This is a genomic window from Streptomyces sp. NPDC059010 (genome assembly GCF_042740355.1).
Classification (GTDB): Bacteria; Actinomycetota; Actinomycetes; order Streptomycetales; family Streptomycetaceae; genus Streptomyces.
The window spans coordinates 1-25,365 of record NZ_JBHYJA010000041.1; the positions used below are offsets into that span (position 1 = coordinate 1).

At 70.2% G+C, this 25,365-nt stretch carries 14 protein-coding genes and 1 tRNA gene; 11 read left to right on the forward strand and 4 right to left on the reverse strand.

What is annotated here, in order from left to right:
* The first annotated feature begins 174 nt into the window (after nucleotides 1–174).
* Together ACFWYS_RS34455 and ACFWYS_RS34460 are read left to right on the forward strand one after the other, a co-directional pair.
* Nucleotides 175–837: a DegT/DnrJ/EryC1/StrS family aminotransferase gene (locus ACFWYS_RS34455; RefSeq protein ID WP_384777548.1), complete on the forward strand. Its 663-nt coding sequence runs from the start codon at nucleotides 175–177 to the stop codon at nucleotides 835–837.
* A gap of 77 nt (nucleotides 838–914) precedes the next feature.
* Nucleotides 915–990, forward strand: a tRNA-Thr gene (locus ACFWYS_RS34460).
* A 58-nt stretch (nucleotides 991–1,048) separates the two neighbouring features.
* Here ACFWYS_RS34460 and ACFWYS_RS34465 read toward each other — a convergent pair.
* A complete protein-coding gene (locus tag ACFWYS_RS34465; RefSeq protein WP_384777360.1) occupies nucleotides 1,049–3,799 on the reverse strand; it encodes a SpoIIE family protein phosphatase in 2,751 nt (916 codons plus the stop codon).
* A 377-nt stretch (nucleotides 3,800–4,176) separates the two neighbouring features.
* Between ACFWYS_RS34465 and ACFWYS_RS34470 the strand changes: the two genes are divergently transcribed.
* From ACFWYS_RS34470 to ACFWYS_RS34510, 9 genes are all read left to right on the forward strand, one after another.
* The gene (locus ACFWYS_RS34470) at nucleotides 4,177–9,651 is read left to right on the forward strand and encodes a HAMP domain-containing protein (RefSeq protein WP_384777363.1); all 5,475 of its coding nucleotides are present in this window, start codon (nucleotides 4,177–4,179) and stop codon (nucleotides 9,649–9,651) included.
* 244 nt (nucleotides 9,652–9,895) lie between these two features.
* Complete coding sequence (locus ACFWYS_RS34475) at nucleotides 9,896–10,576, forward strand: two-component system response regulator (RefSeq protein ID WP_384777366.1); 681 nt, start codon at nucleotides 9,896–9,898, stop codon at nucleotides 10,574–10,576.
* Nucleotides 10,577–10,737: 161 nt separating this feature from the next.
* The gene (locus tag ACFWYS_RS34480) at nucleotides 10,738–13,476 is read left to right on the forward strand and encodes a DNA translocase FtsK (protein WP_384777369.1); all 2,739 of its coding nucleotides are present in this window, start codon (nucleotides 10,738–10,740) and stop codon (nucleotides 13,474–13,476) included.
* 278 nt (nucleotides 13,477–13,754) lie between these two features.
* Nucleotides 13,755–14,591, forward strand: a complete 837-nt coding sequence (locus ACFWYS_RS34485) for a helix-turn-helix domain-containing protein (RefSeq protein WP_384777372.1) — start codon at nucleotides 13,755–13,757, stop codon at nucleotides 14,589–14,591.
* Nucleotides 14,592–14,685: 94 nt separating this feature from the next.
* Nucleotides 14,686–16,167 carry a 30S ribosomal protein S12 methylthiotransferase RimO gene (gene rimO, locus ACFWYS_RS34490; protein WP_384777375.1) on the forward strand — a complete coding sequence of 494 codons (1,482 nt, stop codon included), beginning with the start codon at nucleotides 14,686–14,688 and terminating at the stop codon, nucleotides 16,165–16,167.
* Nucleotides 16,164–16,937: a CDP-diacylglycerol--glycerol-3-phosphate 3-phosphatidyltransferase gene (gene pgsA, locus ACFWYS_RS34495; RefSeq protein WP_384777378.1), complete on the forward strand. Its 774-nt coding sequence runs from the start codon at nucleotides 16,164–16,166 to the stop codon at nucleotides 16,935–16,937. The genes rimO and pgsA overlap by 4 nt, the downstream gene beginning before the upstream one ends.
* Nucleotides 16,934–17,479, forward strand: a complete 546-nt coding sequence (locus ACFWYS_RS34500) for a CinA family protein (protein ID WP_384777381.1) — start codon at nucleotides 16,934–16,936, stop codon at nucleotides 17,477–17,479. The genes pgsA and ACFWYS_RS34500 overlap by 4 nt, the downstream gene beginning before the upstream one ends.
* Before the next feature lie 109 nt (nucleotides 17,480–17,588).
* Nucleotides 17,589–17,969, forward strand: a complete 381-nt coding sequence (locus ACFWYS_RS34505; protein ID WP_019756312.1) for a helix-turn-helix domain-containing protein — start codon at nucleotides 17,589–17,591, stop codon at nucleotides 17,967–17,969.
* A 261-nt stretch (nucleotides 17,970–18,230) separates the two neighbouring features.
* Nucleotides 18,231–18,524, forward strand: a complete 294-nt coding sequence (locus tag ACFWYS_RS34510; protein ID WP_384777384.1) for a hypothetical protein — start codon at nucleotides 18,231–18,233, stop codon at nucleotides 18,522–18,524.
* On the opposite strand, the gene ACFWYS_RS34515 is transcribed toward ACFWYS_RS34510, so the two are convergent.
* The 3 genes from ACFWYS_RS34515 to ACFWYS_RS34525 are packed head-to-tail and all read right to left on the reverse strand — an operon-like array spanning nucleotide 18,472 to nucleotide 25,158.
* On the reverse strand, nucleotides 18,472–19,236 hold the full coding sequence (locus ACFWYS_RS34515) for an SDR family NAD(P)-dependent oxidoreductase (RefSeq protein WP_384777387.1): 765 nt from the start codon (nucleotides 19,234–19,236) through the stop codon (nucleotides 18,472–18,474). The two genes, ACFWYS_RS34510 and ACFWYS_RS34515, sit on opposite strands and share 53 nt — an antisense overlap.
* 36 nt (nucleotides 19,237–19,272) lie before the next feature.
* Nucleotides 19,273–20,145, reverse strand: coding sequence for a DNA-formamidopyrimidine glycosylase family protein (locus tag ACFWYS_RS34520; protein WP_384777390.1), 873 nt, complete (start codon nucleotides 20,143–20,145; stop codon nucleotides 19,273–19,275).
* Nucleotides 20,146–20,178: 33 nt separating this feature from the next.
* Nucleotides 20,179–25,158 carry an ATP-dependent helicase gene (locus ACFWYS_RS34525; protein ID WP_384777393.1) on the reverse strand — a complete coding sequence of 1,660 codons (4,980 nt, stop codon included), beginning with the start codon at nucleotides 25,156–25,158 and terminating at the stop codon, nucleotides 20,179–20,181.
* Between the last annotated feature and the right edge of the window lie 207 nt (nucleotides 25,159–25,365).

Here is a 25,365-nt window from a genome sequence, read left to right on the forward strand (position 1 = left end):
CAGTTACAGCGCCGATGGTACTGCAGGGGGGACCCTGTGGGAGAGTAGGACACCGCCGAACTCCTTTTAGAGGGTTGGACCCGGAACTTCGGTTCTGGGTCCAACCCTTTTTTGTTGTGCGTCACCTGAAGTTCACGTTCCGCAACCAACATCCCCCACATGGGTACTGCTGCAATGCTCAGGGCCGCCGGCGTCGGAGTCGGTGACGAGGTTGTCGTACCGGCCTTCGGGAACGTCGAAGTCGCCGAAGCCGTGGTCCTGGCCGGCGCGTTGCCGGTGTTCGCGGACATAGACCCGGTGACCTACTGTCTGGACGCCGTCGCAGTCGAGGCGGTCGTCAACCCGCGGACGGCGGCTGTCGTCGCCGTACATCGCTTCGGCCGGTCGGCCGATATCGCTCGGCTGCATGACATCGGGCAGCGGCATGGGCTGTTGGTGCTGGAACAGGGTGAGTCCGAGGCTCCGTACGACGAGATCGCTCAGCGCAGGCAGCGGGCCTCCTACCTGGATGCAAAGCTGAAGGGCGTGCACACGCCCGATGGTGGTGACGGGCACACCTACCAGCAGTACATCGTCCGTGTGCCGGGGAACGGGCGGCCGGATCGGGATGCTTTCGCTCGGGCCGTGCGGGCGCGGGGAGTTGAGTGCCGGGTGCCGGTGAAGACGCCCGTGCATCGGCTGCCGGAGTTTCGGCGGTGTGTGTCCCTGCCGGCGACGGAGCGTGCCGCTGATGAAACGTTGGCCCTGCCCGTCGACGCCTCGCTGACGAAGCGGGACATGCAGCGGATCGTCTCCGCCTGCAACGCGCTCGGTGGACTGCTCCAGCCCGCCTTCTGAGGGAATTTGGGAGCACGGGTACGTTCGGGGTACGATCTATTTCGTTGCCGCGAGGGAAACTTCGCAAAAGGCAGCAGGCCCCTATAGCTCAGTCGGTAGAGCGTCTCCATGGTAAGGAGAAGGTCAACGGTTCGATTCCGTTTGGGGGCTCCACGCAGAAGGCCCCGCCCATTCGGGCGGGGCCTTTCTCATGCCCTTCTTCCTGTCTCCGTCAGTCCTTGTGGATGCCGGGGACGCGCATCGCCAGGATCGCCATGTCGTCGGACGGGGCGTCGGAGGCGAAGCGTTCGACCGCGCGCATGATGCGGGCCGCCACCGCGCCGGCCGTGAGGCCCGTGCAGGTGGTGAGGACGTCGGTGAGGCCGTCGTCGCCCAGCATGCGGCTGCCTTCGCGGCGTTCGGTGACGCCGTCGGTCACGCACAGGAGGACATCACCCGGGTCCAGGGTGACCGTCTGCTCGTAGAGCTCCAGGTCGTCCATGACACCGAGCAGCGGCTGGGGCTCGGCGGCCGGCTCGACCGTGCCGTCCTGGCGCAGGCGCAGGGGGAGCGGGTGGCCGGCGCACACCACCTTCAGCTCGGCGCTGCCGTCCTCCTGCGGCCTCAACTCGCCGTACAGGAGTGTCAGGAAGCGGCTGCGGGCGCCCTCGTCGAGGATCGCGGAGTTCAGGCGCTCCAGCACCGCCGGGCCGCTGAGGCCCTCGCGGGCGAGGAGCCGGAGGGCGTGCCGGGCCAGGCCTGTCACCGCCGCCGCGTTGGGGCCCGTACCGCAGACGTCGCCGATGGCGAAGCCGTAGGCGCCGTCGCTGATCGGGAAGAGGTCGTAGAAGTCGCCGCCGACCTCGTTGCCCTCGCCGGCCGCGCGGTAGATGACCTCGACCTCGACGCCGTCGATCTCGGGGAGCTCGGGCGGCAGGAGGCTGCGCTGGAGGGACTGGCTGATGGCCGTGCGCTCGGAGTAGAGGCGGGCGTTGTCCAGGGCCAGGGCGGCCCTTCGGGAGAGGTCCTCGGCCAGCTCCAGGATTTCCTGGCGGAAGTGCTCGTCCGTCGGCTTGCCGAGGGTCAGCATGCCGATGACCCGGTTTCGGGCCACGAGGGGCAGTACGACCGTCTCGCCGCCGACCGCGGACGCGGTGGCCAGGGTGGGGCCGATGCCCGCGCTGATGCGGCCGATCGGCTCGCCCAGGCCCAGGCTGCGCATGGAGGTGCGCAGGGCCGCCTGGTGGGCGGATTCGGCGGGGGCCGACCAGACGCGGGCGCCGGGGGTGGGTACCGGGTCCGGCGGGGGGATCTTCGAGAGCAGCGACTTAATGCCGTCGATGAGTTCCTCGTCCTCGTGCAGGACGTACGAGAGGTACGGCTCCGAGGCCTGGTCGGCGATCGTGTAGACCGCGCACCAGGTGGCCAGGGTCGGCACCGTCATCTGGGCCATCAGGGCGAGCGTCTGGTCGCGGTCCAGGGTGCCGGCGAGGAGGTCGGAGGCCTCGACGAGGAAGCTGAGGGAGCCACGGCGCAGCCGTTCGAGTTCGCCGAGGCGGGCCGACTCGACCGCCAGTGCGATGCGGTCGGCGGCGAACTGGAGACGCAGCGCCTCTTCGTTGGAGTACCGGTTCGGGGCCTCGGCTGCGACGCCGAGGGAGCCGGTGAGGCGGCCCTCGACCTTCAGGGGGACCGTGACGACCGAGCGCATGCCGGTGCCGCTCAGCAGGGGTACGGCGCCGGGGACCATCGTGAGGTCCTCGTGGACGGCCGGCATGCGGGCCGAGCCGTAGCGGCCGGGGCCCGCCTCGACGGGCACGCGCGCGAAGCGCTGGCGGGCGGAGGGCAGGCCGGTGGAGGCGCGGACCTCCAACTCCGTTTCGTCGTCGGTGGCGAGGAGCAGGAACGCGGAGTCGCCGTCGAGCATGTCGCGGGCGCGTTCCACCGTGCGCTGGAGGAGGCCGTCGAGGTCGTCCGGGGCGGGGGAGCCGATGAACACCTCGAACGGGTCGGTGCTCTGGGCGTCGCTGCCGGTGGCCGTGTCGGAGGCCGGGACGCGCAACGGGGTCTGCAGGACGGCGCGCTCGTGGTCGCGGACCAGGAGGCAGACCGTGGACGGTTCGCCGCCCGTGTCGCGGACGCGGAGGTGGGAGGCGTACACCGGGGTGACGCGGCCGTTGGCGCCCCTTATGCCGTAGCTGCCCTCCCAGCGGGAGAGCTTGAGCGCCTCCGCGATGCCCGTGCTGGTGCCCGGGGTGTGCGGCCAGGCCGCGAGGTCGGTCAGGGGCTTGCCGGTGACCTGCTCCGCCCCATAGCCGAAGAGATCCTCCGCGTCCTCGTTCCAGGACGAGATGGCGCCCGTACGGTCGATCTGGACCACCGCGACGCGGACGCGGCCGTCGGCGAGCGGGAGAAGGTCGGAGGGCAGCGACGGGCCCGCGGCGCGGGTGCCCACCGGGCGTTCGGGAAGGTCGAGTTGGAACCAGACCTGCTTGTGGGTCGGTGTGTATTCCACGCCCCAGCGGCCGGCCAGGGCCGCGCACAGCTGGAGGCCGCGGCCGCCCTCGCGGTCGGGGCTGCCCATGTTGACGGGGGAGCCCTGGAGGGGGATCTCGCGCTCCGGATACCGGTCGGCCACCTCGATCCGCACACCCTCCTCACTGCGCAGACACAGGACGTCCGCGGAGGTGCCGGCGTGCACGACGGCGTTGGTCACCAGTTCACTGGTGAGGACTACGGCGTCGTCGACGATGTCGGCGAAGCCCCAGCCCTGGAGGGTGTCGCGGACGAAGGAGCGGGCGCTCGCCACCGATCGCCCGACGGGATCGAAGCTGGCTGCCGCACGCGCGGTGATCACAGAACTCCTCGTCCGGTTGTCGACGTGCAGGGCTCCGTGGCCGACCGGCTCGCGCCGCTGGTGCGGCATGTGCGCGTCCGTCGGCCGGTCCGGGGATGGTCCCCCCGGGATCAGTCCGGTGGTCATGTCCGGCTGCCCCTCCGATGCCCGCTCGTGCTCCTCCTGCCACCGCCCAGGCCGGACGGACCGGCGCGGCTGGACAGCCGCATGCAAGGTTACTTACCTTCGCCGTCCATGCGGATGCCGGTCTGCAGTGTTTCCGTCCAGAGGGTGTGCGGACGATGTGCGAAGCTGCCGAACTGTTATGGCCGGGTTCAGCCAGGGTGAAACACTGGGCAAGCTTCTTGTGAAGGTCCGGGCAGGCTGAGTGTCGTTCCCGTACTGCGGGCAGCAGCACGGGGTGTGGCCTGGTATATCCGGCAGGAATACCCAGTAGTAACGGGTACGCGGAGCAGTAGAACCCGAGCACAGCAGTAACGGTCGACCCCTGCGGGAGGGACACAGTGGAGTCTGGCGCAGCGACGCGGGGCACTAAAACGCGCGCGAAAGGCGGACAGTCCCTGAGGAACGAGCGCAAGACGCGTGGCGGGACCACCGCGGTGGACACGGCTGCCCTGAACCGGCTGCTGACGGCCCTGGTGTCGATGCGCGACGGGAACTTCCGGAAACGGCTCACGGTGTCCGGGGACGGCGTGATGTCCGAGATCGCCGCCGTCTTCAACGAGGTGGCCGACCGGAACCTCCACCTCACGGGTGAGTTGTCGCGGGTGCGACGCATGGTCGGGCGTGAGGGCAAGCTCACGGAACGGCTGGAGACGGGCGCCTGCGAGGGCTCCTGGGCCACCGCCGTCGACAACTCCAACGCCCTGGTCGACGACCTCGTACGGCCCGTCTCCGAGGTCAGCCGGGTGCTGTCCGCGGTGGCCGACGGTGATCTGTCGCCGCGCATGGAGCTGCGGACGCAGGCGCCCGACGGGGCCGGGCATCCGCTGCGGGGCGAGTTCCTCAAGGTCGGCCGGACTGTGAACAACCTTGTCGATCAGCTGTCCACGTTCACCGACGAGGTGACGCGTGTGGCCAGCGAGGTCGGTACCGAGGGCAAGCTCGGCGGGCAGGCACGCGTGCGTGGCATGTCGGGTTCGTGGAAGGACCTCACGGACTCCGTCAACACGATGGCGTACCGGCTGACGGCCCAGGTGCGGGACATCGCGCTGGTGACCACGGCGGTCGCCAAGGGTGACCTGTCCCGGAAGGTCACGGTTCACGTGGCCGGCGAGATGCTGGAGCTGAAGAACACCGTCAACACGATGGTGGACCAGCTGTCGTCCTTCTCCTCCGAGGTGACGCGAGTCGCGCGCGAGGTGGGCACCGAGGGTGAGCTCGGCGGGCAGGCGCAGGTGCCGGGTGTGGCCGGCGTGTGGAAGGACCTCACCGATTCGGTGAACCTGATGGCCGGCAACCTGACCGCGCAGGTGCGAGGAATCGCACAGGTGACCACGGCGGTGGCCAACGGTGACCTGTCGCAGAAGGTGACCGTTTCGGCACGCGGCGAGGTCGCCCAGCTCGCGACCACGATCAACCAGATGACCGAGACACTGCGGATCTTCGCCGACGAGGTCACACGTGTCGCCAACGAAGTCGGTGCCGAGGGCCAGCTGGGCGGCCAGGCGAACGTGCCGGGCGCGGCGGGGACGTGGAAGGACCTGACGGACTCCGTCAACACCGTGTTCCGCAACCTCACCACTCAGGTGCGGGACATCGCCGCGGTGACGACGGCGGTGGCCAGCGGTGACCTGTCGCAGAAGGTCACGGTCGACGTGGCCGGCGAGATGCTGGAACTGAAGAACACCGTCAACGGCATGGTCGACCAGCTGTCCGCGTTCGGTTCCGAGGTGACGCGTGTCGCGCGTGAGGTCGGTGTCGAGGGTGAGCTCGGCGGGCAGGCGCAGGTGCCGGGTGCGGCGGGGACGTGGAAGGACCTGACGGACTCCGTCAACACGGCGTTCCGGAACCTCACCGGACAGGTGAGGAACATCGCCCAGGTGACCACGGCGGTGGCCAACGGCGACCTGTCGCAGAAGGTCACCGTGGACGTCTCCGGCGAGATGCTCCAGCTGAAGAACACCGTGAACACGATGGTGGACCAGCTGTCGTCCTTCGCCGACCAGGTCACGCGGATGGCCCGGGACGTGGGTACGGAGGGCCGTCTCGGCGGTCAGGCGGTCGTACCGGGCGTGTCGGGTACGTGGAAGGAGCTCACCGACTCCGTCAACTTCATGGCCGGCAACCTGACCTCGCAGGTGCGGCAGATCGCCCAGGTGACCACGGCGGTGGCCCGGGGTGACCTCTCGCAGAAGATCGACGTCGACGCGCGCGGCGAGATCCTGGAGCTGAAGAACACCATCAACACGATGGTCGACCAGCTCTCCGGCTTCGCCGACCAGGTGACCCGGGTGGCCCGCGAGGTGGGCACCGAGGGCCGCCTCGGCGGTCAGGCGCAGGTGCCCGGCGTCGCCGGTGTGTGGCGGGACCTGACCGACTCCGTGAACGGAATGGCAGGGAACCTGACCGCCCAGGTCCGCAACATCGCGCAGGTCGCCACGGCGGTGGCCCGGGGTGACCTGTCGCAGAAGATCACCGTCGACGCGCGCGGCGAGATCCTGGAGCTGAAGAACACGCTGAACACGATGGTCGACCAGCTGTCGTCGTTCGCGGAGGAGGTCACCAGGGTCGCCCGTGAGGTGGGTACCGAGGGCCAGCTCGGTGGTCAGGCCGAGGTGCAGGGTGTCTCCGGCACCTGGAAGGACCTCACCCAGTCCGTGAACTTCATGGCGAACAACCTGACCATCCAGGTGCGCAACATCGCCGAGGTGACGACCGCGGTCGCCAAGGGCGACCTGTCGAAGAAGATCACTGTTGACGCCAAGGGCGAGATCCTTGAGCTCGTCACGACGGTCAACACCATGGTCGACCAGCTGTCCAGCTTCGCCGAGCAGGTGACCCGGGTGGCCCGTGAGGTGGGCACCGAGGGCATCCTGGGCGGCCAGGCGCACGTACCCGGCATCACGGGTATCTGGAAGGACCTCAGCGGCAACGTCAACCTGATGGCCAAGAACCTGACCATGCAGGTGCGGAACATCTCCCAGGTCGCGGCGGCCGTCGCCAACGGCGATCTGACGCGCACGGTGACGATCGAGGCGCGCGGCGAGGTCGCGCAGCTCGCCGACACGTTCAACACCATGGTGAAGACGCTGAGTTCGTTCGCCGACCAGGTCACCAAGGTGGCCCGTGAGGTGGGTACGGACGGCATCCTCGGTGGTCAGGCGCATGTGCCGGGTGTGGCCGGTACGTGGAAGGACCTCACCGAGTCCGTGAACCAGATGGCGTCCAACCTGACCGGTCAGGTGCGCAACATCGCCATGGTCACGACCGCCATCGCCAAGGGTGACCTGACCAAGAAGATCGACATTGACGCTCGCGGCGAGATCCTCGAACTCAAGACGACGATCAACACGATGGTCGACCAGCTGTCGTCCTTCGCCGAGGAGGTCACCCGAGTCGCCCGCGAGGTGGGGACGGAGGGACAGCTCGGCGGTCAGGCACGCGTGCGTGACGTCGACGGAACCTGGCGCGACCTCACCGAGTCCGTGAACGAGATGGCAGGGAACCTCACCCGGCAGGTGCGTGCCATCGCGCGCGTGGCGACCGCGGTGACCCGTGGTGACCTGAACCTGAAGATCGACGTCGACGCGTCCGGCGAGATCCAGGAGCTCCAGGACTACATCAACAAGATGATCGCCAACCTGCGTGACACCACGATCGCCAACAAGGAGCAGGACTGGCTCAAGGGCAACCTGGCCCGGATCTCCGCCCTGATGCAGGGCCGCCGGGATCTGGAGGACGTGGCCTCGCTGATCATGAGCGAGCTGACGCCGGTGGTCACCGCGCAGCACGGCGCGTTCTTCGTCGCCATGCCGCTCCTCGACGGCAAGGACCTGGCCAACGAGAACGACGACCAGTACGAGCTGCGGATGCTCGGGTCGTACGGCTACTCGATGGGGTCCATGCCGACGTCCTTCCGACCGGGTGAGGCGCTCATCGGGACGGCCGCCGAGGAGAAGCGCACGATCCTCGTGGAGAACGCGCCCAGCGGCTATCTGAAGATCTCCTCGGGGCTCGGCGAGGCGCCGCCCGCGCAGGTGATCGTTCTTCCGGTGCTGTTCGAGGGCAAGGTGCTCGGCGTGATCGAGCTGGCCTCCTTCACCCCCTTCACGCACATCCAGAAGGACTTCCTCAACCAGATCGCCGAGATGATCGCGACCAGCGTCAACACCATCTCCGTGAACACCAAGACCGAGGTGCTGCTGAGGCAGTCGCAGGAGCTGACCGAGCAACTGCGTGAGCGGTCGGCCGAGTTGGAGAACCGGCAGAAGGCCCTCCAGGCGTCCAACGCCGAGCTGGAGGAGAAGGCCGAGCTGCTGGCCCAGCAGAACCGCGACATCGAGGTGAAGAACACCGAGATCGAGGAGGCGCGGCAGGTCCTGGAGGAGCGCGCCGAGCAGCTCGCCGTCTCGATGCGCTACAAGAGCGAGTTCCTCGCCAACATGTCGCACGAGCTGCGTACGCCGCTGAACTCGCTGCTGATCCTGGCCAAGCTGCTCGCCGACAACGCCGAGGGCAACCTTTCGCCCAAGCAGGTCGAGTTCGCCGAGACCATCCACGGCGCCGGCTCCGACCTGCTGCAGCTGATCAACGACATCCTCGATCTGTCGAAGGTCGAGGCGGGCAAGATGGACGTCTCCCCGACGCGCATCGCGCTCGTCCAGCTCGTGGACTACGTGGAGGCCACCTTCCGGCCACTGACCGCGGAGAAGGGCCTGGACCTGTCCGTACGGGTCTCTCCGGAGCTGCCTGCCACGCTGCACACCGACGAACAGCGGCTGCTGCAGGTGCTGCGGAACCTGCTGTCGAACGCGGTGAAGTTCACCGACTCCGGCTCGGTCGAGCTGGTCATCCGTCCCGCCGGGATGGATGTGCCCCAGGTCATCCGGGAGCAGCTGCTGGAGGCCGGGTCGCTGGCCGAGGCGGATGCGCCGCTGATCGCCTTCTCGGTGACCGACACCGGCATCGGGATCGCGGCCAGCAAGATGCGGGTGATCTTCGAGGCGTTCAAGCAGGCGGACGGCACGACCAGCCGCAAGTACGGCGGTACGGGGCTGGGGCTGTCGATCTCGCGGGAGATCGCCCAGCTGCTCGGCGGGGAGATCCACGCGCAGAGCGAGCCGGGACGCGGATCGACGTTCACACTGTATTTGCCGCTGCATCCCAGCGAACTGCCCCCGCAGGGCTATCAGCAGCAGCTGCCGCCCCTCGGCGCCGGCGACCTGGTGGCCTCCGCGGCCGACCTCGCGGAGCTGGCCGACGTGGAGATCGAGACGCCGGCCGAGGTCCGGTCGTACCGGGAGACGCAGAACGGCGCCGCCGCGCTCTTCAGGCGCCGCCGCAGGGCCGCGTCCGAGCTGGAGCAGCGGCCGACCCAGCAGGAGCAGTGGACCTCGGCGCAGCAGGACGTGGCGCCGCAGACGCTCCGGGGCATCCGGTTCGGCGGCGAGAAGGTGCTGATCGTCGACGACGACATCCGCAACGTCTTCGCGCTGACCAGTGTCCTGGAGCAGCACGGCCTGTCCGTGCTGTACGCCGAGAACGGCCGGGAGGGCATCGAGGTCCTGGAGCAGCACGACGACGTGGCGGTCGTGCTGATGGACATCATGATGCCGGAGATGGACGGGTACGCTACGACCACGGCGATCCGCAGGATGCCGCAGTTCGCAGGGCTCCCGATCATCGCGCTGACGGCCAAGGCGATGAAGGGTGACCGGGAGAAGGCGATCGAGTCGGGTGCTTCCGACTACGTCACCAAGCCGGTCGATCCCGATCATCTGCTGGCGGTGATGAACCAGTGGATGAGGGAGCAGTGACGGGAAGCGACAGTGTTCACGCGGAGTTGCTGACTCAGTGTGCTCGCGGCCGTGTAGAAGTGCGGTATTCGGGGAACCTTCTGGTCTCCTGCTGCGTTTCTGCTACGTGCACAGTGACATCGCGGTGACAGGGTGTGGCGACAGGCGGGGTGCGGCTACCATGACCGGCACGAGGGCGGGCGGCGTAAGGGAGTCGTCCCCTGGGGCGGAGCCCGGTGCACTGCCGGGGCGAGGAGGGCGGGCCATGGTGCAGAAGGCCAAGATCCTCCTGGTCGATGACCGGCCGGAGAATCTGCTGGCGCTGGAGGCGATCCTCTCTGCGCTCGATCAGACCCTGGTGCGGGCATCGTCCGGGGAGGAAGCGCTCAAGGCACTTCTGACGGACGACTTCGCGGTCATTCTGCTGGACGTCCAGATGCCGGGAATGGACGGTTTCGAGACCGCGGCGCACATCAAGCGGCGGGAGCGGACCAGGGACATCCCGATCATCTTCCTCACCGCGATCAATCACGGCCCGCATCACACCTTCCGCGGCTATGCGGCGGGCGCGGTGGACTACATCTCCAAGCCGTTCGACCCGTGGGTGCTGCGGGCGAAGGTCTCCGTGTTCGTCGAGCTGTACATGAAGAACTGCCAGCTGCGTGAGCAGGCGGCGCTGCTGCGGCTCCAGTTGGAGGGCGGCGGCAAGGCCGCGGGTGCCGACTCCAAGGAGCCGGCGGGGCTGCTGGCCGAGCTGTCGGCCCGGCTCGCCGCGGTCGAGGAGCAGGCCGAGGCCCTCTCCAAACAGCTGGACGACGAGTCGGCGGACGCGGCGGCGGTGGCCACCGCGGCCCATCTCGAACGCAAACTCACGGGACTGCGACGGGCGCTGGACGCGCTGGAGCCGGGCACCGGGAGCACATCGTCGGTGTCCTCGCAGAACTGACCTCTCGACGGCGCCGGTTGGCGGGCGGGCGGCCCCCGCTCGTCCTGTGCGTGACCGGCCCGTGAACCGGCGTCAGTTCAGGGCCTCCGCAAGGGCGACACGAACGGGTGAAGCAGTGGGCACACGTGTCCACTGTCTTCTTCACCGGTAACCTCGCCTCCATGGCCTCACGTTCCTCCGCAGCCAAGAAGCCGCCCGCGAAGAAGGCGGCCGCTTCGGCGAAGGCTCCGGCGAAGAAGGCCGCCGCCAAGAAAGCACCCGCGAAGAAGGCGCCGGCCAAGAAGGCCGCGGCGAAGAAAGCCGCGCCGCCCAAGCCCGCGCCCAACCCCACCGGGGGCATCTACCGGCTCGTGCGCGCCGTCTGGCTCGGGCTCGCGCATGCCGTCGGCGCGGTGTTCCGCGGCATAGGGCAGGGCGCGAAGAACCTCGACCCCGCCCATCGCAAGGACGGCATCGCGCTGTTGCTGCTCGGCCTGGCGCTGATCGTCGCCGCCGGCACCTGGTCCAACCTGCGCGGCCCCGTCGGCGACCTCGTCGAGATCATCGTGACCGGCGCCTTCGGCCGGCTCGACCTGCTGGTGCCGATACTGCTCGCGGTGATCGCCGTGCGGTTCATCCGGCATCCCGAGAAGCCCGAGGCCAACGGCCGTATCGTCATCGGCCTGTCCGCGCTCGTCATCGGCGTGCTCGGCCAGGTCCACATCGCCGTCGGCTCGCCCGCCCGCAGCGCCGGGATGCAGGCCATAAGGGACGCCGGCGGGCTGATCGGCTGGGGTGCGGCGACCCCGCTGACGTACACCATGGGCGAGGTGCTCGCCGTACCGCTGCTGGTGCTGCTCACGATCTTCGGTCTGCTGGTCGTCACGGCCACCCCGGTCAACGCCATTCCGCAGCGGCTGCGGCAGTTGGGCGTCAGGCTCGGCATCCTGCCCGACCCCGACGAGGGCGACGAGTACAGCGAGGACGAGCAGCGCTACGACGACCAGTGGCGTGAGGCGCTGCCCGCGTCGCGCGGCCGCAAGCGGGGTCCGGAGCGTGAGGCGTACGACCCCGACGGCGCCGAGCAGGAGGCCCTCTCGCGGCGTCGCGGCCGCCCGAGGCGCTCCGCGGTGCCGCAGCCCGAGATGGACCGTCCCATGGACGCTGTGGACGTCGCGGCGGCCGCCGCCGCGGCGCTCGACGGTGCCGTCATGCACGGGATGCCGCCCTCGCCGATCGTCGCCGACCTCACCCAGGGCGTCAGCGTGGGCGACCGCGAGGAGACCACGCCGGTGCCGACGCCGGTCCCGGCCGCGCGGCCCAAGCAGGAGAAGCTCCCCAAGTCCGAGGTTCCGGACAACACCAGGTCCGGGGTCCCGGACCTCACCAAGTCGGCGCCCGAGGCGGTCCGCGACCTGCCTTCGCGCGCCGAACAGCTCCAGCTGTCCGGCGACATCACCTACTCGCTCCCGTCGCTCGACCTCCTGGAGCGCGGCGGCCCGGGCAAGTCGCGCAGCGCCGCCAACGACGCCGTCGTCGAGTCGCTCACCACCGTGTTCTCCGAGTTCAAGGTCGACGCCCGCGTCACCGGCTTCACGCGCGGGCCGACGGTCACGCGCTACGAGGTCGAGCTCGGGCCCGCCGTGAAGGTCGAGCGGATCACCGCGCTCACCAAGAACATCGCGTACGCCGTCGCCAGCCCGGACGTGCGGATCATCAGCCCGATCCCCGGCAAGTCCGCGGTCGGCATCGAGATCCCCAACACCGACCGCGAGATGGTCAACCTCGGTGACGTGCTGCGCCTGGCGGCCGCCGCCGAGGACGATCACCCGATGCTGGTCGCGCTCGGCAAGGACGTCGAGGGCGGCTATGTGATGGCCAACATCGCGAAGATGCCGCATGTACTGGTTGCCGGCGCGACCGGTTCCGGTAAGTCGTCGTGCATTAACTGCTTGATCACTTCGGTGATGATGCGGGCGACCCCGGAGGACGTCCGCATGGTCCTCGTCGACCCCAAGCGCGTCGAGCTCACCGCCTACGAGGGCATCCCGCACCTGATCACGCCGATCATCACCAACCCGAAGCGGGCCGCCGAGGCGCTCCAGTGGGTCGTACGGGAGATGGATCTTCGTTACGACGACCTGGCCGCGTACGGATACCGGCATATCGACGACTTCAACGAAGCCGTGCGCAACGGGAAGGTGAAGGCGCCGGAGGGCAGTGAGCGCGAGCTTCAGCCGTACCCCTACCTGCTGGTGATCGTCGACGAGCTCGCCGACCTGATGATGGTCGCGCCGCGTGATGTCGAGGACGCGATCGTGCGTATCACGCAGCTCGCGCGTGCGGCGGGCATCCACCTGGTGCTCGCCACGCAGCGGCCCTCGGTCGACGTCGTCACCGGCCTGATCAAGGCGAACGTCCCCTCACGGCTTGCCTTCGCCACGTCGTCGCTCGCCGACTCGCGCGTCATCCTCGACCAGCCCGGCGCCGAGAAACTGATCGGCAAGGGCGACGGGCTGTTCCTGCCCATGGGCGCGAACAAGCCGACGCGTATGCAGGGCGCGTTCGTGACCGAGGACGAGGTCGCGGCGGTCGTCCAGCACTGCAAGGACCAGATGACGCCGGTCTTCCGGGAGGACGTCGTCGTAGGGACGAAGCAGAAGAAGGAGATCGACGAGGAGATCGGCGACGATCTCGACCTGCTGTGCCAGGCGGCCGAGCTGGTGGTCTCCACGCAGTTCGGGTCGACCTCGATGCTGCAGCGCAAGCTGCGCGTCGGGTTCGCCAAGGCCGGGCGGCTGATGGACCTCATGGAGTCGCGGGGCATCGTCGGGCCCAGTGAGGGCTCCAAGGCTCGTGACGTTCTTGTGAAAGCTGATGAGCTGGACGGAGTGCTTGCCGTGATCCGCGGGGAGGCTTAAAGGGAGTCCGGGGCGGAAACGGGACGTGGTGGTCGCCTGGTGCGCGGGTGGGTGATGCGTCGATGTCGGATCGTGACTCACCCGTAAGGGATCATTGAGCAACCGTTCCCCTTCGGCGTACGTCAAGTTGAGGGAAGCGACAACTCGTGCCCCACCATCAGCGTGTCCGGCCATTCTGATGGCGTATAAAGTCCCACCGCCCGGTTGCCCCACCCTTTCGTACCCCCCCTAGACTGAACCCACAGCACAGGTGGCTTAAACGCTCGAAAGGCGCCCCCGTGTCCATCGGCAACTCCCCTGAAGACGAGCGTCCGTTCGAAGACGTGTCCGACGAAGCCCGCCCCTCGATCGGCCGTGCACTCCAGCAGGCACGTATCGACGCCGGGCTGACCGTCGACGACGTCAGCAGCGCCACCCGGGTCCGCATCGCCATCGTGCATGCCATCGAGGCGGACGACTTCGCTCCCTGCGGGGGCGACGTGTACGCCAGAGGCCACATCCGGACCCTGGCCAAGGCCGTCCACGTCGATCCGGCTCCGCTTCTCGCCCAGTACGACGACTCGCACGGCGGACGACCGGCGCCGACGCCGGCTGCCCCGCTGTTCGAGGCGGAACGCATCCGGCCCGAGCGACGGGGGCCCAACTGGACCGCGGCCATGGTCGCCGCGATCGTCGCGGTGATCGGGTTCGTCGGGTTCACCGCGTTCAAGGGTGATGACGGGGGCGGCAAGTCGTCGGTCGCCGAGGGCGGCTCCACGCCGACCGCCGACAAGACCACGCCCACCCCGAAGACAGACAAGCCCAAGGACCCGAAGCCGGAGCCGTCGGACAGCGCCATCGCCGCCGTCCCGCAGGACAAGGTGACCGTCCAGGTCACCGCCGTCGACGGCCGGAGCTGGGTCGGGGTCAAGGACCACAACGGCCGGCTGCTCTTCGACGACCTGCTCAAGCAGGGTGACTCCAAGACCTTCCAGGACAGCGAGAAGATCAACCTCGTCCTCGGTGACGCGGGTGCGATCGACCTGTATGTCAACGGCAAGAAGATCGACGACGACTGGCAGCCGGGCGCCGTGGAGCGCCTCACCTACACGAAGGGCGACCCGCAGGCCGGATAAGTCCGGCTGAAGGGGTGAGCTGAGGACGGGGTTGGCCAAAATCGGCCAACCCCGTCGACGTGGGGTGTCAGTGAGACAAAGTAGTCTTGAGCCCATGCCTGAACGCCGTACCGTCGCACTTGTCACTCTTGGCTGCGCCCGCAACGAGGTGGACTCGGAGGAGCTCGCAGGCCGTTTGGAGGCGGACGGCTGGGATCTCGTGGAGGACGCCGAGGACGCGGACGTCGCCGTGGTCAACACCTGCGGCTTCGTCGACGCCGCCAAGAAGGACTCCGTCGACGCGCTCCTGGAGGCCAACGACCTCAAGGGCCATGGAAGAACCCAGGCCGTCGTGGCGGTGGGCTGCATGGCCGAGCGGTACGGCAAGGAGCTCGCGGAGGCTCTCCCCGAGGCCGACGGCGTGCTCGGCTTCGACGACTACTCGAACATCTCCGACCGCCTCCAGACCATCCTGAACGGCGGCATCCACGCCTCGCACACCCCCCGTGACCGGCGCAAGCTGCTGCCGATCAGCCCCGCCGAGCGGCAGGAGTCCGCGGCCGACGTCGCGCTGCCCGGGCACGCCCCGGTGGATCTGCCGGAGGGCCTCGCGCCCGCCTCGGGCCCGCGTTCGCCCCTGCGCCGCCGCCTCGACGGCTCCCCGGTCGCCTCGGTGAAGCTCGCCTCCGGCTGCGACCGGCGCTGCTCCTTCTGCGCCATCCCGTCCTTCCGCGGCTCCTTCATCTCGCGCCGACCCAGCGACGTGCTGAACGAGACGCGCTGGCTGGCCGAACAGGGCGTGAAGGAGATCATGCTGGTCTCCGAGAACAACACCTCGTACGGCAAGGACCTCGGCGACATCCGGCTGCTGGAGTCCCTGCTGCCGGAGCTGGCGGAGGTCGACGGCATCGAGCGTGTGCGCGTCAGCTACCTCCAGCCGGCCGAGATGCGGCCCGGGCTGATCGACGTGCTGACGTCCACGCCCAAGGTGGCGCCCTACTTCGACCTCTCCTTCCAGCATTCCGCCCCCGACGTGCTGCGCGCGATGCGCCGCTTCGGCGACACCGACCGCTTCCTGGAGCTGCTCGACACCATCCGCGGCAAGGCCCCCCAGGCCGGCGTGCGCTCCAACTTCATCGTGGGCTTCCCCGGCGAGACCGAGGCCGACCTGGCCGAGCTGGAGCGCTTCCTGAACGGCGCGCGGCTGGACGCCATCGGTGTCTTCGGCTACTCCGACGAGGACGGCACGGAGGCCGCGACGTACGGCAACAAGCTCGACGAGGACGTCGTCGCCGAGCGCCTGGCGCATGTCTCACGGCTGGCCGAGGAGCTCGTCTCGCAGCGCGCCGAGGAGCGCCTCGGGGAGACCGTGCAGGTGCTCGTCGAGGCGGTCGGCGCCGAGGACCCGGCGGAGGGCGCGTACGGCCGTGGCGCGCACCAGGCGCCGGAGACGGACGGCCAGGTGCTGCTCACGAGCGGCGCGGGGCTGAGCATCGGTCGTATGGTCGAGGCGAAGGTGGTCGGTACGGAAGGTGTCGACCTGGTGGCCGAGCCGCTGCAGGGCACGCTCGCGTGTAGTGAGGAGGCGGGCAGATGACCGGAGTTCCGGCGTCCGCCGCAGGCGGCGCCTCCCCGGCGGGTGCGCCGGGCAAGGCGAGTGCGGTGGGTTCGGCCCAGGGCGGTGGCGGTGGCCCGAAGGCGGGCGGTGGTGCGGAAGCCGGTGCCGCGGGCGGTGCCAAGGCCCAGCGCGGCGGGAAGATCGCGGCCGCGGCCGTCAATCAGGCCAGCGTCTGGAACATCGCCAATCTGCTGACCATGCTCCGACTCGTCCTCGTGCCCGCCTTCGTCGCGCTGATGCTGGCCGACGGCGGATACGACCCGGCGTGGCGCTCGCTCGCCTGGGCGGCCTTCGCCATCGCCATGATCACCGACCTGTTCGACGGTCATCTGGCGCGGACGTACAACCTCGTCACCGACTTCGGGAAGATCGCCGACCCCATCGCCGACAAGGCGATCATGGGAGCGGCGCTGATCTGCCTGTCCGCGCTGGGCGATCTGCCGTGGTGGGTGACGGCCGTCATCCTCGGCCGGGAACTCGGCATCACTCTGCTGCGTTTCCTGGTTATCCGGTACGGCGTGATCCCGGCGAGCCGGGGCGGCAAGCTCAAGACCCTCACCCAGGGCGTGGCGGTCGGGATGTACATCCTGGCGCTGACGGGGTGGCTGGCCACTCTGAGGTTCTGGGTGATGGCTGCGGCGGTCGTCCTGACCGTGGTGACCGGGCTCGACTATGTGAGACAGGCCATTGTGCTGCGCAGGCAGGGAATCGCCGAGCGCAAGGCGGCGTTGGAGGAGACGGAAGCGTGAGTTCCACGGCCGCCGACGTGGTGCGACTACTCACAGTGAAGGGTGAGACGCTCGCAGTCGCCGAGTCGCTCACGGGCGGACTGGTTGCGGCGGAAGTCACAGCCGCCCCTGGGGCCTCCAAGGCATTCAGGGGCTCGGTGACCGCTTACGCCACCGAGCTGAAGCATGAGCTGCTCGGCGTCGACGCCACCCTACTGGCGCAGCACGGAGCGGTGAATCCGCAGGTGGCAGCTCAGATGGCGGCCGGCGTACGGAAGGCTCTGGGGGCCGACTGGGGGCTCGCGACAACCGGCGTCGCAGGGCCCGAGCCGCAGGACGGACAGCCCGTAGGGACGGTTTTCATCGCCGTGGACGGGCCTTTCGGACCCGGTTCCGGTTCTGCCGGTGGCGGAAAAGTAGAGGCCCTGCGGTTGAACGGCGACCGCGCGGAAATTCGTATGGAGAGTGTACGGAGCGTACTCGCACTGCTCCTGAAGGAGCTGGCGAGCGAACACACTGGGAATGAGCGGACACAGGATACGGAACAGAACGGGGGGTTTTGATGTTTGCAGCCCTTAGTGAACACGACATCGCTCCCCGCACGGCCGCGGCGCAAGGCGGTACGGTGGGGCGTGAAGGATGCGGCTACGCGGTCCGAGGAGGGAGCCACCGATGATTCTGCTCCGTCGCCTGCTGGGTGACGTGCTGCGTCGGCAGCGCCAGCGCCAGGGCCGTACTCTGCGCGAAGTCTCCTCGTCCGCCCGAGTTTCACTCGGCTATCTCTCCGAGGTGGAGCGGGGGCAGAAGGAGGCTTCCTCCGAACTGCTCGCCGCGATCTGCGACGCGCTGGACGTACGGATGTCCGAGCTCATGCGAGAAGTGAGCGACGAGCTCGCCCTCGCCGAGCTGGCCCAGTCTGCTGCGGCCACACCCAGCGAGCCTGTACCCACGTCGGTCCGTCCGATGCTGGGTTCCGTGTCGGTGACCGGTGTGCCACCGGAACGGGTGACCATCAAGGCGCCTTCCGAGGCGGTCGACGTGGTCGCCGCGTGACGGTGACGCCGGTGCGCATGGGCTGACCATGCGCTGAGGAGTTGTCTGAGGCCCCGGCCGGGCTTTTCCAGGGTGACCACCTGGGGGAGCGCGGCCGGGGTTTCGTGCGTTTGCCGGGGCGGGGCGCGAAGGCCATCGTGGAGGGGTGTGACGGCGCCTGACGCGCTGTGACGACGTTGGCCCGCGCTGCACCTGTGTGCCGTTGGTGCGCCCTCCCCGGCGGGTGAACGGGCGGCCTAGCCTCGGGCTGGAGGTGGGTGCATGGCACGGCCGATAGCGCGCTGGGGGGCGATCCTCGCATTCGGGGCGCTGTGGTGGTGGGCCGTGCTGCGGCTCGCGCTCGTGCCGGACGCCGGGCCGCTGGAGGGGGCTGTCGCTGCCGGTGGGTGGGGCCTGAGCCTGTTGCCGGTGCACTGTGTGGCGAAGGCGCGGGCTGTGGGAGCCGTCGAGCCACGGCGTTGGGTGGAGGCATGGCGGGCTGGGCGGACGAGACGGCCGCCGGCTACCAAGGCATCGCCACACCGCCGTTCGGACGCAGGATCTGGCCCGTGGTGAAGGACGACGCGTCGGACGCCAGATGCAGCACCGCGTGCGCGATGTCCTCCGGTTCGCCGACGCGGCCCAGCGGTGACATCCGGGCCATCAACGCCTCGGTGCGCGTCTGTGCCGCGGTGTCGTGGCGGTCGGTCATGGGGGTGCGGATCCAGCCCGGGGCGACCGCGTTGACGCGGATGCCGTGCGGGCCCATCTCCGTCGCCAGTGTCTTCGTCAGCTGCACGACGGCCGCCTTGGCCGCGCCGTAGCAGAGCAGGCCGGGGCCGCCGGTGTCGACGGCGCCCGAGGCCATGGTGATGATGCTGCCCCTGATGCGCCGGGCGAGCATCGCGCGGGCCGCCTCCTGGCAGGCGTACAGCACTCCCTTGAAGTTGACGTTCAGTACCCGGTCGAGGTCTTCGTCGCGGGTCTCCAGGACCGGGCTGCTGTGCATGATCCCGGCGACCGCGGCCAGCATGTCCAGCCGCTCGCAGGAGGCGACGGCCTGACGGATCTGGTCGCGGTCGGTGACGTCGAGGTGGTGGGTGTGGGCGGTGCCGCCGCTCGTCTTGATCAGGGTCGCGGTGTCGTGCAGGCCCTGTGCGTCACGGTCGGCGCAGTGCACGGCGGCACCGGCCTCGGCGAGCAGGACGGCCGAGGCGCGCCCGATACCGCTCGCGGCGCCCGTGACGAATGCGGTGCGTCCGGTGAGGTCATACGCCTTGACGGCCATGAAGGGACGGTACGAGGATTTCTGACGGATCGTCAATTAGTCGGCGCCGGGCGTTGTGCCCGGGGCCGGGCCCGCCTGGCAGTTCGGGCACCAGTAGGTGGGGCGCTCGCGGGAGCCGTCGCCCTGGTCGGCCACGCGGATCGGGGTGGTGCAGCGCAGGCAGAGGCGGTTGGCGCGGGAGTACACGAAGAGGTCCTGGCCGCGCCGGCCCGTCGTGCTGCGGATCGGACGGTCGCGGTTGGCTTCCAGGAGTTTCTTGGCGAGCAGGGGCAGTTGGGCGGTGTGCTCGGCGGGGAGTGCGCCGATGGGGAGCCAGGGGGTGACGCGGAGCAGGAAGCAGAGCTCGCTCTTGTAGACATTGCCGATGCCGGCGAGGTTGCGCTGGTCCAGCAGGGCCTCGCCGAGAGGGCGGGCGGGGTCGGTGAGGAGGTTGGCGAGGGCGCGGTCGGGGTCCCAGTCCGGGCCCAGAAGGTCGGGGCCCAGGTGGCCGACGGCGCGGTGTTCCTCGGTGGTGCGTAGGAGGTCCAGGACGGGGAGGCGGTAGCCGACGGCTGTGCGGGCGGGGTGGGCCTCGGTGGGGTCTGCCACGTCGGGATCGGGTGCGGCGGGGGTGGCGGAGGCGGCGGTGAGGACTATGCGGATCTGGTGGGCGGGGCCGCCTGTCCAGCGCTGCTGGTCGGCGAACACCTTCCAGGAGCCCTCCATGCCTAGGTGCGAGTGGATGGTGAGGCCGCCCTCGACGCGGGTGAGGAGGTGTTTGCCGCGCGGGGTGACGTCCAGGACCATGCGGCCCGTGAGGTCGACAGTGGCGTACTTCGGTACCCGGAAGTCGGTGCGGGTCAGCGTCCTGCCCGCGAGGGCGGTGTGCAGCCGCTTCGCGGTTTGCCAGACCGTGTCTCCTTCGGGCATGGGTCAAGGGTGGCATGAGAGGGCTGCGGCGGGTCAGGCGCGCAGGCGTAGGCCTCTGGGGGTCGCGATGAAGCCCGCTCCTTCCAGGAGGGTGCCGATGGGGGAGGTCAGGGCCGCGGCGCCGTTCACGCGTTCCACCGTGACCGTGCCGAGGGAGCCCGCTCGGGCGGCTGCGGCGAGCGCCTCGGCTGCCGTGTGCAGGCGGGGGTCGTCGGTGGGATCGGTGTCCGGGGCCGAGGGCCAGGCCAGCAGGGTCTTGCCGCCGCGCTCCATGTAGAGGGTCAGTTCGCCGTCGACGAGCACGACCAGGGAGCCCGCCTTGCGGCCCGGTTTGTGCCCGGCGCCGGTGGGGGGCTCGGGCCAGGCGAGGGCTGCGCCGTATGCGTTCGCCGGGTCGGCGGCGGCGAGGACGACGGCTCGGGTGTCGGGGCTGGGGCGGCTGCGGTGGGAGGCGGATCCGGGGCCGGAGCCGTATGGTGTGCCGCCGTTGTGCCATGCGGGCGCTTGTGCGGTGCGCTGGTCGTCCTGGGGGGCGAGGTCGCGAGGGGAGACCCACTCGCTCGGGCCTAGGTGCGCGTCCAGGAAGTCGTGGTCGAGATCGGGGATGTCGTAGGTGGGGGTGCCGTCGGGGTTGTCGTGGGAGCGGGGGGCTTCGAAAGTGCCGTAGTCGTCGGCTGTGCCGGTGGTGCCAGGGCCGTGGGCGCCGAGGGCTGCAGGGCCGCCGGGCGGGGTGAAGGTGTCGGGGGTGACCGGGCCGGGCAGGTCCTCGCCTCGGTCGCGGGCGTTGGACACCGCGCGGAGGCGGTCCACCGCACCGTCCATCGCGAACTGGGCGGCGCCGAGACCCTCGACCACGTAACCGCGTCGTGCCTGGCCGCTCTCCTCGAAGGCGGACAGGATGCGGTATGTCGCCGAGAAGCCGCCCTCGACGCCCTCTGCGGCGACCGCCCCCCGGGTCACGACACCGTGCCGGTCGAGGAGGGTGCGGGCGAGGGCGTGGGCGCGGACGGTGGGGTCGGGTTCGTGGGCCGGGAGCAGGGACCAGCGGCCGGCGACGGTCGGGGGGCCGGTGCGCGAGGCGGGGCGGGCGGCGGCCGTGAGGGAGCCGTAGCGTCCTCGGGGGATGGTGCGCTTGGCGCGGTGGGCCGTGGAGCCGGCGGTGCGGCCCGAGCCCAGCAGGGAGCGCATGGGGGCGAGCGTGTCGTTGGTGAGGCGGCCCGACCAGGCCAGTTCCCAGAGGGCGTCGGCGAGTTGGGGGTCGGTGGCGTCGGGGTGGGTGGTGGCGCGGATCTGGTCGGCGATCTGGCGGAAGAACAGGCCGTAGCCGCCGGAGAGGGTGTCCAGGACGGACTGGTGCAGTGCCGTGAGCTCCTGGGGGTGGGATTGCGGCAGGAGCAGGGGGGCCGCGTCCGCCATGTAGAGGGAGACCCAGCCGTCCTTGCCGGGGAGTGAACCCGCGCCGGCCCAGACGACCTCGCCGGCTGCCGTGAGCTCGTCGAGCATCGCGGGGGTGTAGCCGGCGACGCGGGACGGCAGGACGAGCTTCTCCAGGGCGGACGCGGGCACGGACGCGCCCTGCAACTGCTCGATGGCGCGCACCAGTCCGTCGATGCCGCGCAGCCCGTGGCCCTTGCCGATGTGCTGCCACTGCGGCAGGAACTGCGCGAGCGCGGTCGGTGGCACCGGCTCCAGTTCGTGCCGCAGGGCGGCCAGGGAGCGACGGCGCAGACGGCGCAGGACCGCCGCGTCGCACCACTCCTGGCCGATGCCGGCCGGGTGGAACTCGCCCTGGACGACTCGACCGCTCGCCGCCAGCCGCTGGAGGGCGCCGTCCGTGATGGCCACGCCCAAGCCGAAGCGGGCCGCTGCCGTGGCGGAGGTGAACGGGCCGTGGGTGCGGGCATGGCGCGCGAGGAGGTCGCCGAGCGGGTCTTTCACCGGCTCGGTGAAGGCTTCGGGGACGCCGACCGGCAGGGCCGTGCCGAGCGCGTCGCGCAGACGGCCCGCGTCCTCGATGGCCGCCCAGTGGTCGGTGCCCGCGATGCGGACCTTGATGACGCGGCGGGCGGCGGCCAGCTCCTGCGCCCAGTGCGGTTCGGCTCCGCGCTCGGCCAGCTCGGCGTCGGTGAGCGGGCCGAGGAGGCGCAGGACGTCAGCGACGCCCTCGGCGTCCTTGACGCGGCGGTCCTCGGTGAGCCACTGCAGTTCCCGCTCCAGCTCGGTCAGCACCTCGGCGTCGAGCAGCTCGCGCAGCTCCGCCTGGCCGAGCAGCTCGGCCAGCAGCCGTGAGTCCAGCGACAGGGCGGCGGCGCGGCGCTCGGCGAGCGGGGAGTCTCCCTCGTACAGGAACTGGGCGACGTACCCGAAGAGAAGGGAGCGGGCGAAGGGGGACGGCTCGGGGGTGGTGACCTCGACCAGGCGCACCTTGCGGGATTCGAGGTCGCCCATCAGCTCGACCAGTCCGGGGACGTCGAAGACGTCCTGGAGGCACTCGCGGACCGCCTCCAGGACGATCGGGAACGAGCCGAACTCGCTGGCCACCTGGAGCAGTTGGGCGGCGCGCTGACGCTGCTGCCACAGCGGGGTGCGCTTGCCGGGGTTGCGGCGCGGGAGCAGCAGCGCGCGGGCGGCGCACTCGCGGAAGCGGGACGCGAACAGGGCCGAGCCGCCGACCTGGTCGGTCACGAGCTGGTCGACGTCGCCCTTGTCGAAGACGACGTCCGCCGCACCGACCGGCGCCTGGTCGGCGTCGTACTCCGTACCCGCCTTGCGCGGTTCCTGGTCCAGGAGGTCCAGGCCCATGAGGTCGGCGTCGGGCAGGCGCAGCACGATGCCGTCGTCGGCGTGCATGACCTGCGCGTCCATGCCGTACCGCTCGGAGAGCTTCGCGCCGAGGGCGAGGGCCCAGGGGGCGTGGACCTGGGCGCCGAAGGGGGAGTGCACGACGACGCGCCAGTCGCCGAGCTCGTCGCGGAAACGCTCGACCACGATCGTGCGGTCGTCCGGGACGTGGCCGCAGGCCTCGCGCTGCTCATCGAGGTAGGAGAGGACGTTGTCCGCCGCCCACGCGTCCAGGCCCGCGGCGAGCAGGCGCAGACGGGCGTCCTCCTTGGGCAGCGAGCCGACCTCGCGCAGGAACGCGCCCACCGCGCGGCCCAGTTCGAGCGGGCGGCCCAGCTGGTCGCCCTTCCAGAAGGGCAGGCGGCCCGGTACGCCCGGGGCGGGGGAGACCAGGACGCGGTCGCGCGTGATGTCCTCGATGCGCCAGGAGCTCGTGCCGAGCGTGAAGACGTCGCCGACGCGTGACTCGTAGACCATCTCCTCGTCCAGCTCGCCGACCCGGCCGCCGCCCTTCTTGGGGTCCGAGCCGGCGAGGAAGACCCCGAAGAGGCCCCGGTCGGGGATCGTGCCACCGGAGGTGACGGCCAGGCGCTGGGCGCCGGGGCGGCCGGTGATCGTGCCGGCGATGCGGTCCCACACCACGCGCGGGCGGAGCTCGGCGAAGGCGTCGGACGGGTAGCGGCCGGCGAGCATGTCGAGGACCGCGGTGAACGCGGACTCGGGGAGGGACGCGAAGGGGGCGGCCCGGCGGACGGTGGCGAGGAGGTCGTCGAACTGCCAGGTGTCCATCGCCGTCATGGCGACGACCTGCTGGGCGAGGACGTCCAGGGGGTTGGCGGGGACCCTGAGGGACTCGATGGAGCCGGTGCGCATGCGTTCGGTGACGACCGCCGACTGGACCAGGTCGCCGCGGTACTTCGGGAAGACCACGCCGGTGGAGACGGCGCCGACCTGGTGTCCCGCGCGGCCGACGCGTTGGAGGCCGGAGGCCACGGAGGGCGGTGATTCGACCTGGACGACGAGGTCGACGGCGCCCATGTCGATGCCCAGTTCGAGGCTGGAGGTGGCTACGACCGCGGGGAGGCGGCCCGCCTTGAGGTCCTCCTCGACCAGGGCGCGCTGTTCCTTGGAGACCGAGCCGTGGTGGGCTCGGGCGATGACCGGGGGCGCGCCCTGGGCCGCGCCGGAGCCGCCCATGAGTTCGGCCGGGGCGTGGTGCTCGTCCAGGGTCTCGCCGGTGGCGCGCTCGTAGGCGATCTCGTTGAGGCGGTTGCAGAGACGCTCCGCGAGGCGGCGGGAGTTGGCGAAGACGATCGTGGAGCGGTGGGACTGGACGAGGTCGGTGATGCGCTCCTCGACGTGCGGCCAGATCGAGGGGCGTTCGTTGCCTTCGGAGCCGTCGGCCACCGGGGAGCCGCCGAGCTCGCCGAGGTCTTCCACGGGGACCACGACCGAGAGGTCGAACTCCTTGCCCGACTTCGGCTGGACGATCTCCACCCTGCGGCGGGGGGAGAGGTAGCGGGCGATCTCGTCGACCGGGCGGACGGTCGCGGACAGGCCGATGCGGCGGGCCGGCTTCGGGAGGAGCTCGTCCAGGCGCTCCAGGGTGAGCGCGAGGTGGGCGCCGCGCTTGGTGCCCGCCACCGCGTGGACCTCGTCCAGGATCACCGTCTCGATGCCGGTCAGGGCGTCGCGGGTGGCCGACGTCAGCATCAGGAACAGGGATTCGGGGGTGGTGATGAGGATGTCCGGGGGGCGGGTCGACAGGGCTCGGCGCTCTGCGGCGGGGGTGTCACCCGAGCGGATGCCGACCTTCACCTCTGGTTCGGGGAGGCCCAGGCGTACGGATTCCTGGCGGATGCCGGTCAGGGGGCTGCGGAGGTTGCGCTCGACGTCCACGGCGAGGGCCTTGAGGGGGGAGACGTAGAGGACTCGGCAGCGCTTCTTGGGGTCGGCCGGTGGGGGTGTGGAGGCGAGCTGGTCCAGGGCGGCGAGGAAGGCGGCCAGGGTCTTGCCGGAGCCGGTGGGGGCTACGACCAGCACGTCCGAGCCCTCGTTGATGGCCTGCCACGCTCCCGCCTGGGCTGCGGTGGGCGCGGAGAAGGCACCCGTGAACCAGCCTCGGGTCGCGGGGGAGAAGCCGGCTAGGGCTCGGTGCGGATCGCTGACCATGCGTCCATCCTGCACCCGGGGACTGACAATGGGGCTGAGCTGGGGAAACGTCGCCCTCCGGTGGTTGGGCCGGGATGCCTGCGGCGGCCTGCTGGTGTTCGGTGGGGGTGCGCGTAGCGCCTGCGGGACGAGGGAGGGACGGGGCCGGCGCCCGGGGGGGGGCCGGACGGGCCCCCGGCACGCCGGGGGGGAACAAAAGGCCGAGAA

What these genes read in the sequence shown, in the direction of transcription:
- ACFWYS_RS34455 (WP_384777548.1), top strand. Translation starts at nt 175, where the DNA reads ATGCTCAGGGCCGCCGGCGTCGGAGTCGGTGACGAGGTTGTCGTACCG.
- ACFWYS_RS34465 (WP_384777360.1), bottom strand. Translation starts at nt 3,799, where the DNA reads ATGACCACCGGACTGATCCCGGGGGGACCATCCCCGGACCGGCCGACG.
- ACFWYS_RS34475 (WP_384777366.1), top strand. Translation starts at nt 9,896, where the DNA reads ATGGTGCAGAAGGCCAAGATCCTCCTGGTCGATGACCGGCCGGAGAAT.
- ACFWYS_RS34480 (WP_384777369.1), top strand. Translation starts at nt 10,738, where the DNA reads ATGGCCTCACGTTCCTCCGCAGCCAAGAAGCCGCCCGCGAAGAAGGCG.
- rimO (WP_384777375.1), top strand. Translation starts at nt 14,686, where the DNA reads ATGCCTGAACGCCGTACCGTCGCACTTGTCACTCTTGGCTGCGCCCGC.
- pgsA (WP_384777378.1), top strand. Translation starts at nt 16,164, where the DNA reads ATGACCGGAGTTCCGGCGTCCGCCGCAGGCGGCGCCTCCCCGGCGGGT.
- ACFWYS_RS34505 (WP_019756312.1), top strand. Translation starts at nt 17,589, where the DNA reads ATGATTCTGCTCCGTCGCCTGCTGGGTGACGTGCTGCGTCGGCAGCGC.
- ACFWYS_RS34510 (WP_384777384.1), top strand. Translation starts at nt 18,231, where the DNA reads ATGGCACGGCCGATAGCGCGCTGGGGGGCGATCCTCGCATTCGGGGCG.
- ACFWYS_RS34515 (WP_384777387.1), bottom strand. Translation starts at nt 19,236, where the DNA reads ATGGCCGTCAAGGCGTATGACCTCACCGGACGCACCGCATTCGTCACG.
- ACFWYS_RS34520 (WP_384777390.1), bottom strand. Translation starts at nt 20,145, where the DNA reads ATGCCCGAAGGAGACACGGTCTGGCAAACCGCGAAGCGGCTGCACACC.
- ACFWYS_RS34525 (WP_384777393.1), bottom strand. Translation starts at nt 25,158, where the DNA reads ATGGTCAGCGATCCGCACCGAGCCCTAGCCGGCTTCTCCCCCGCGACC.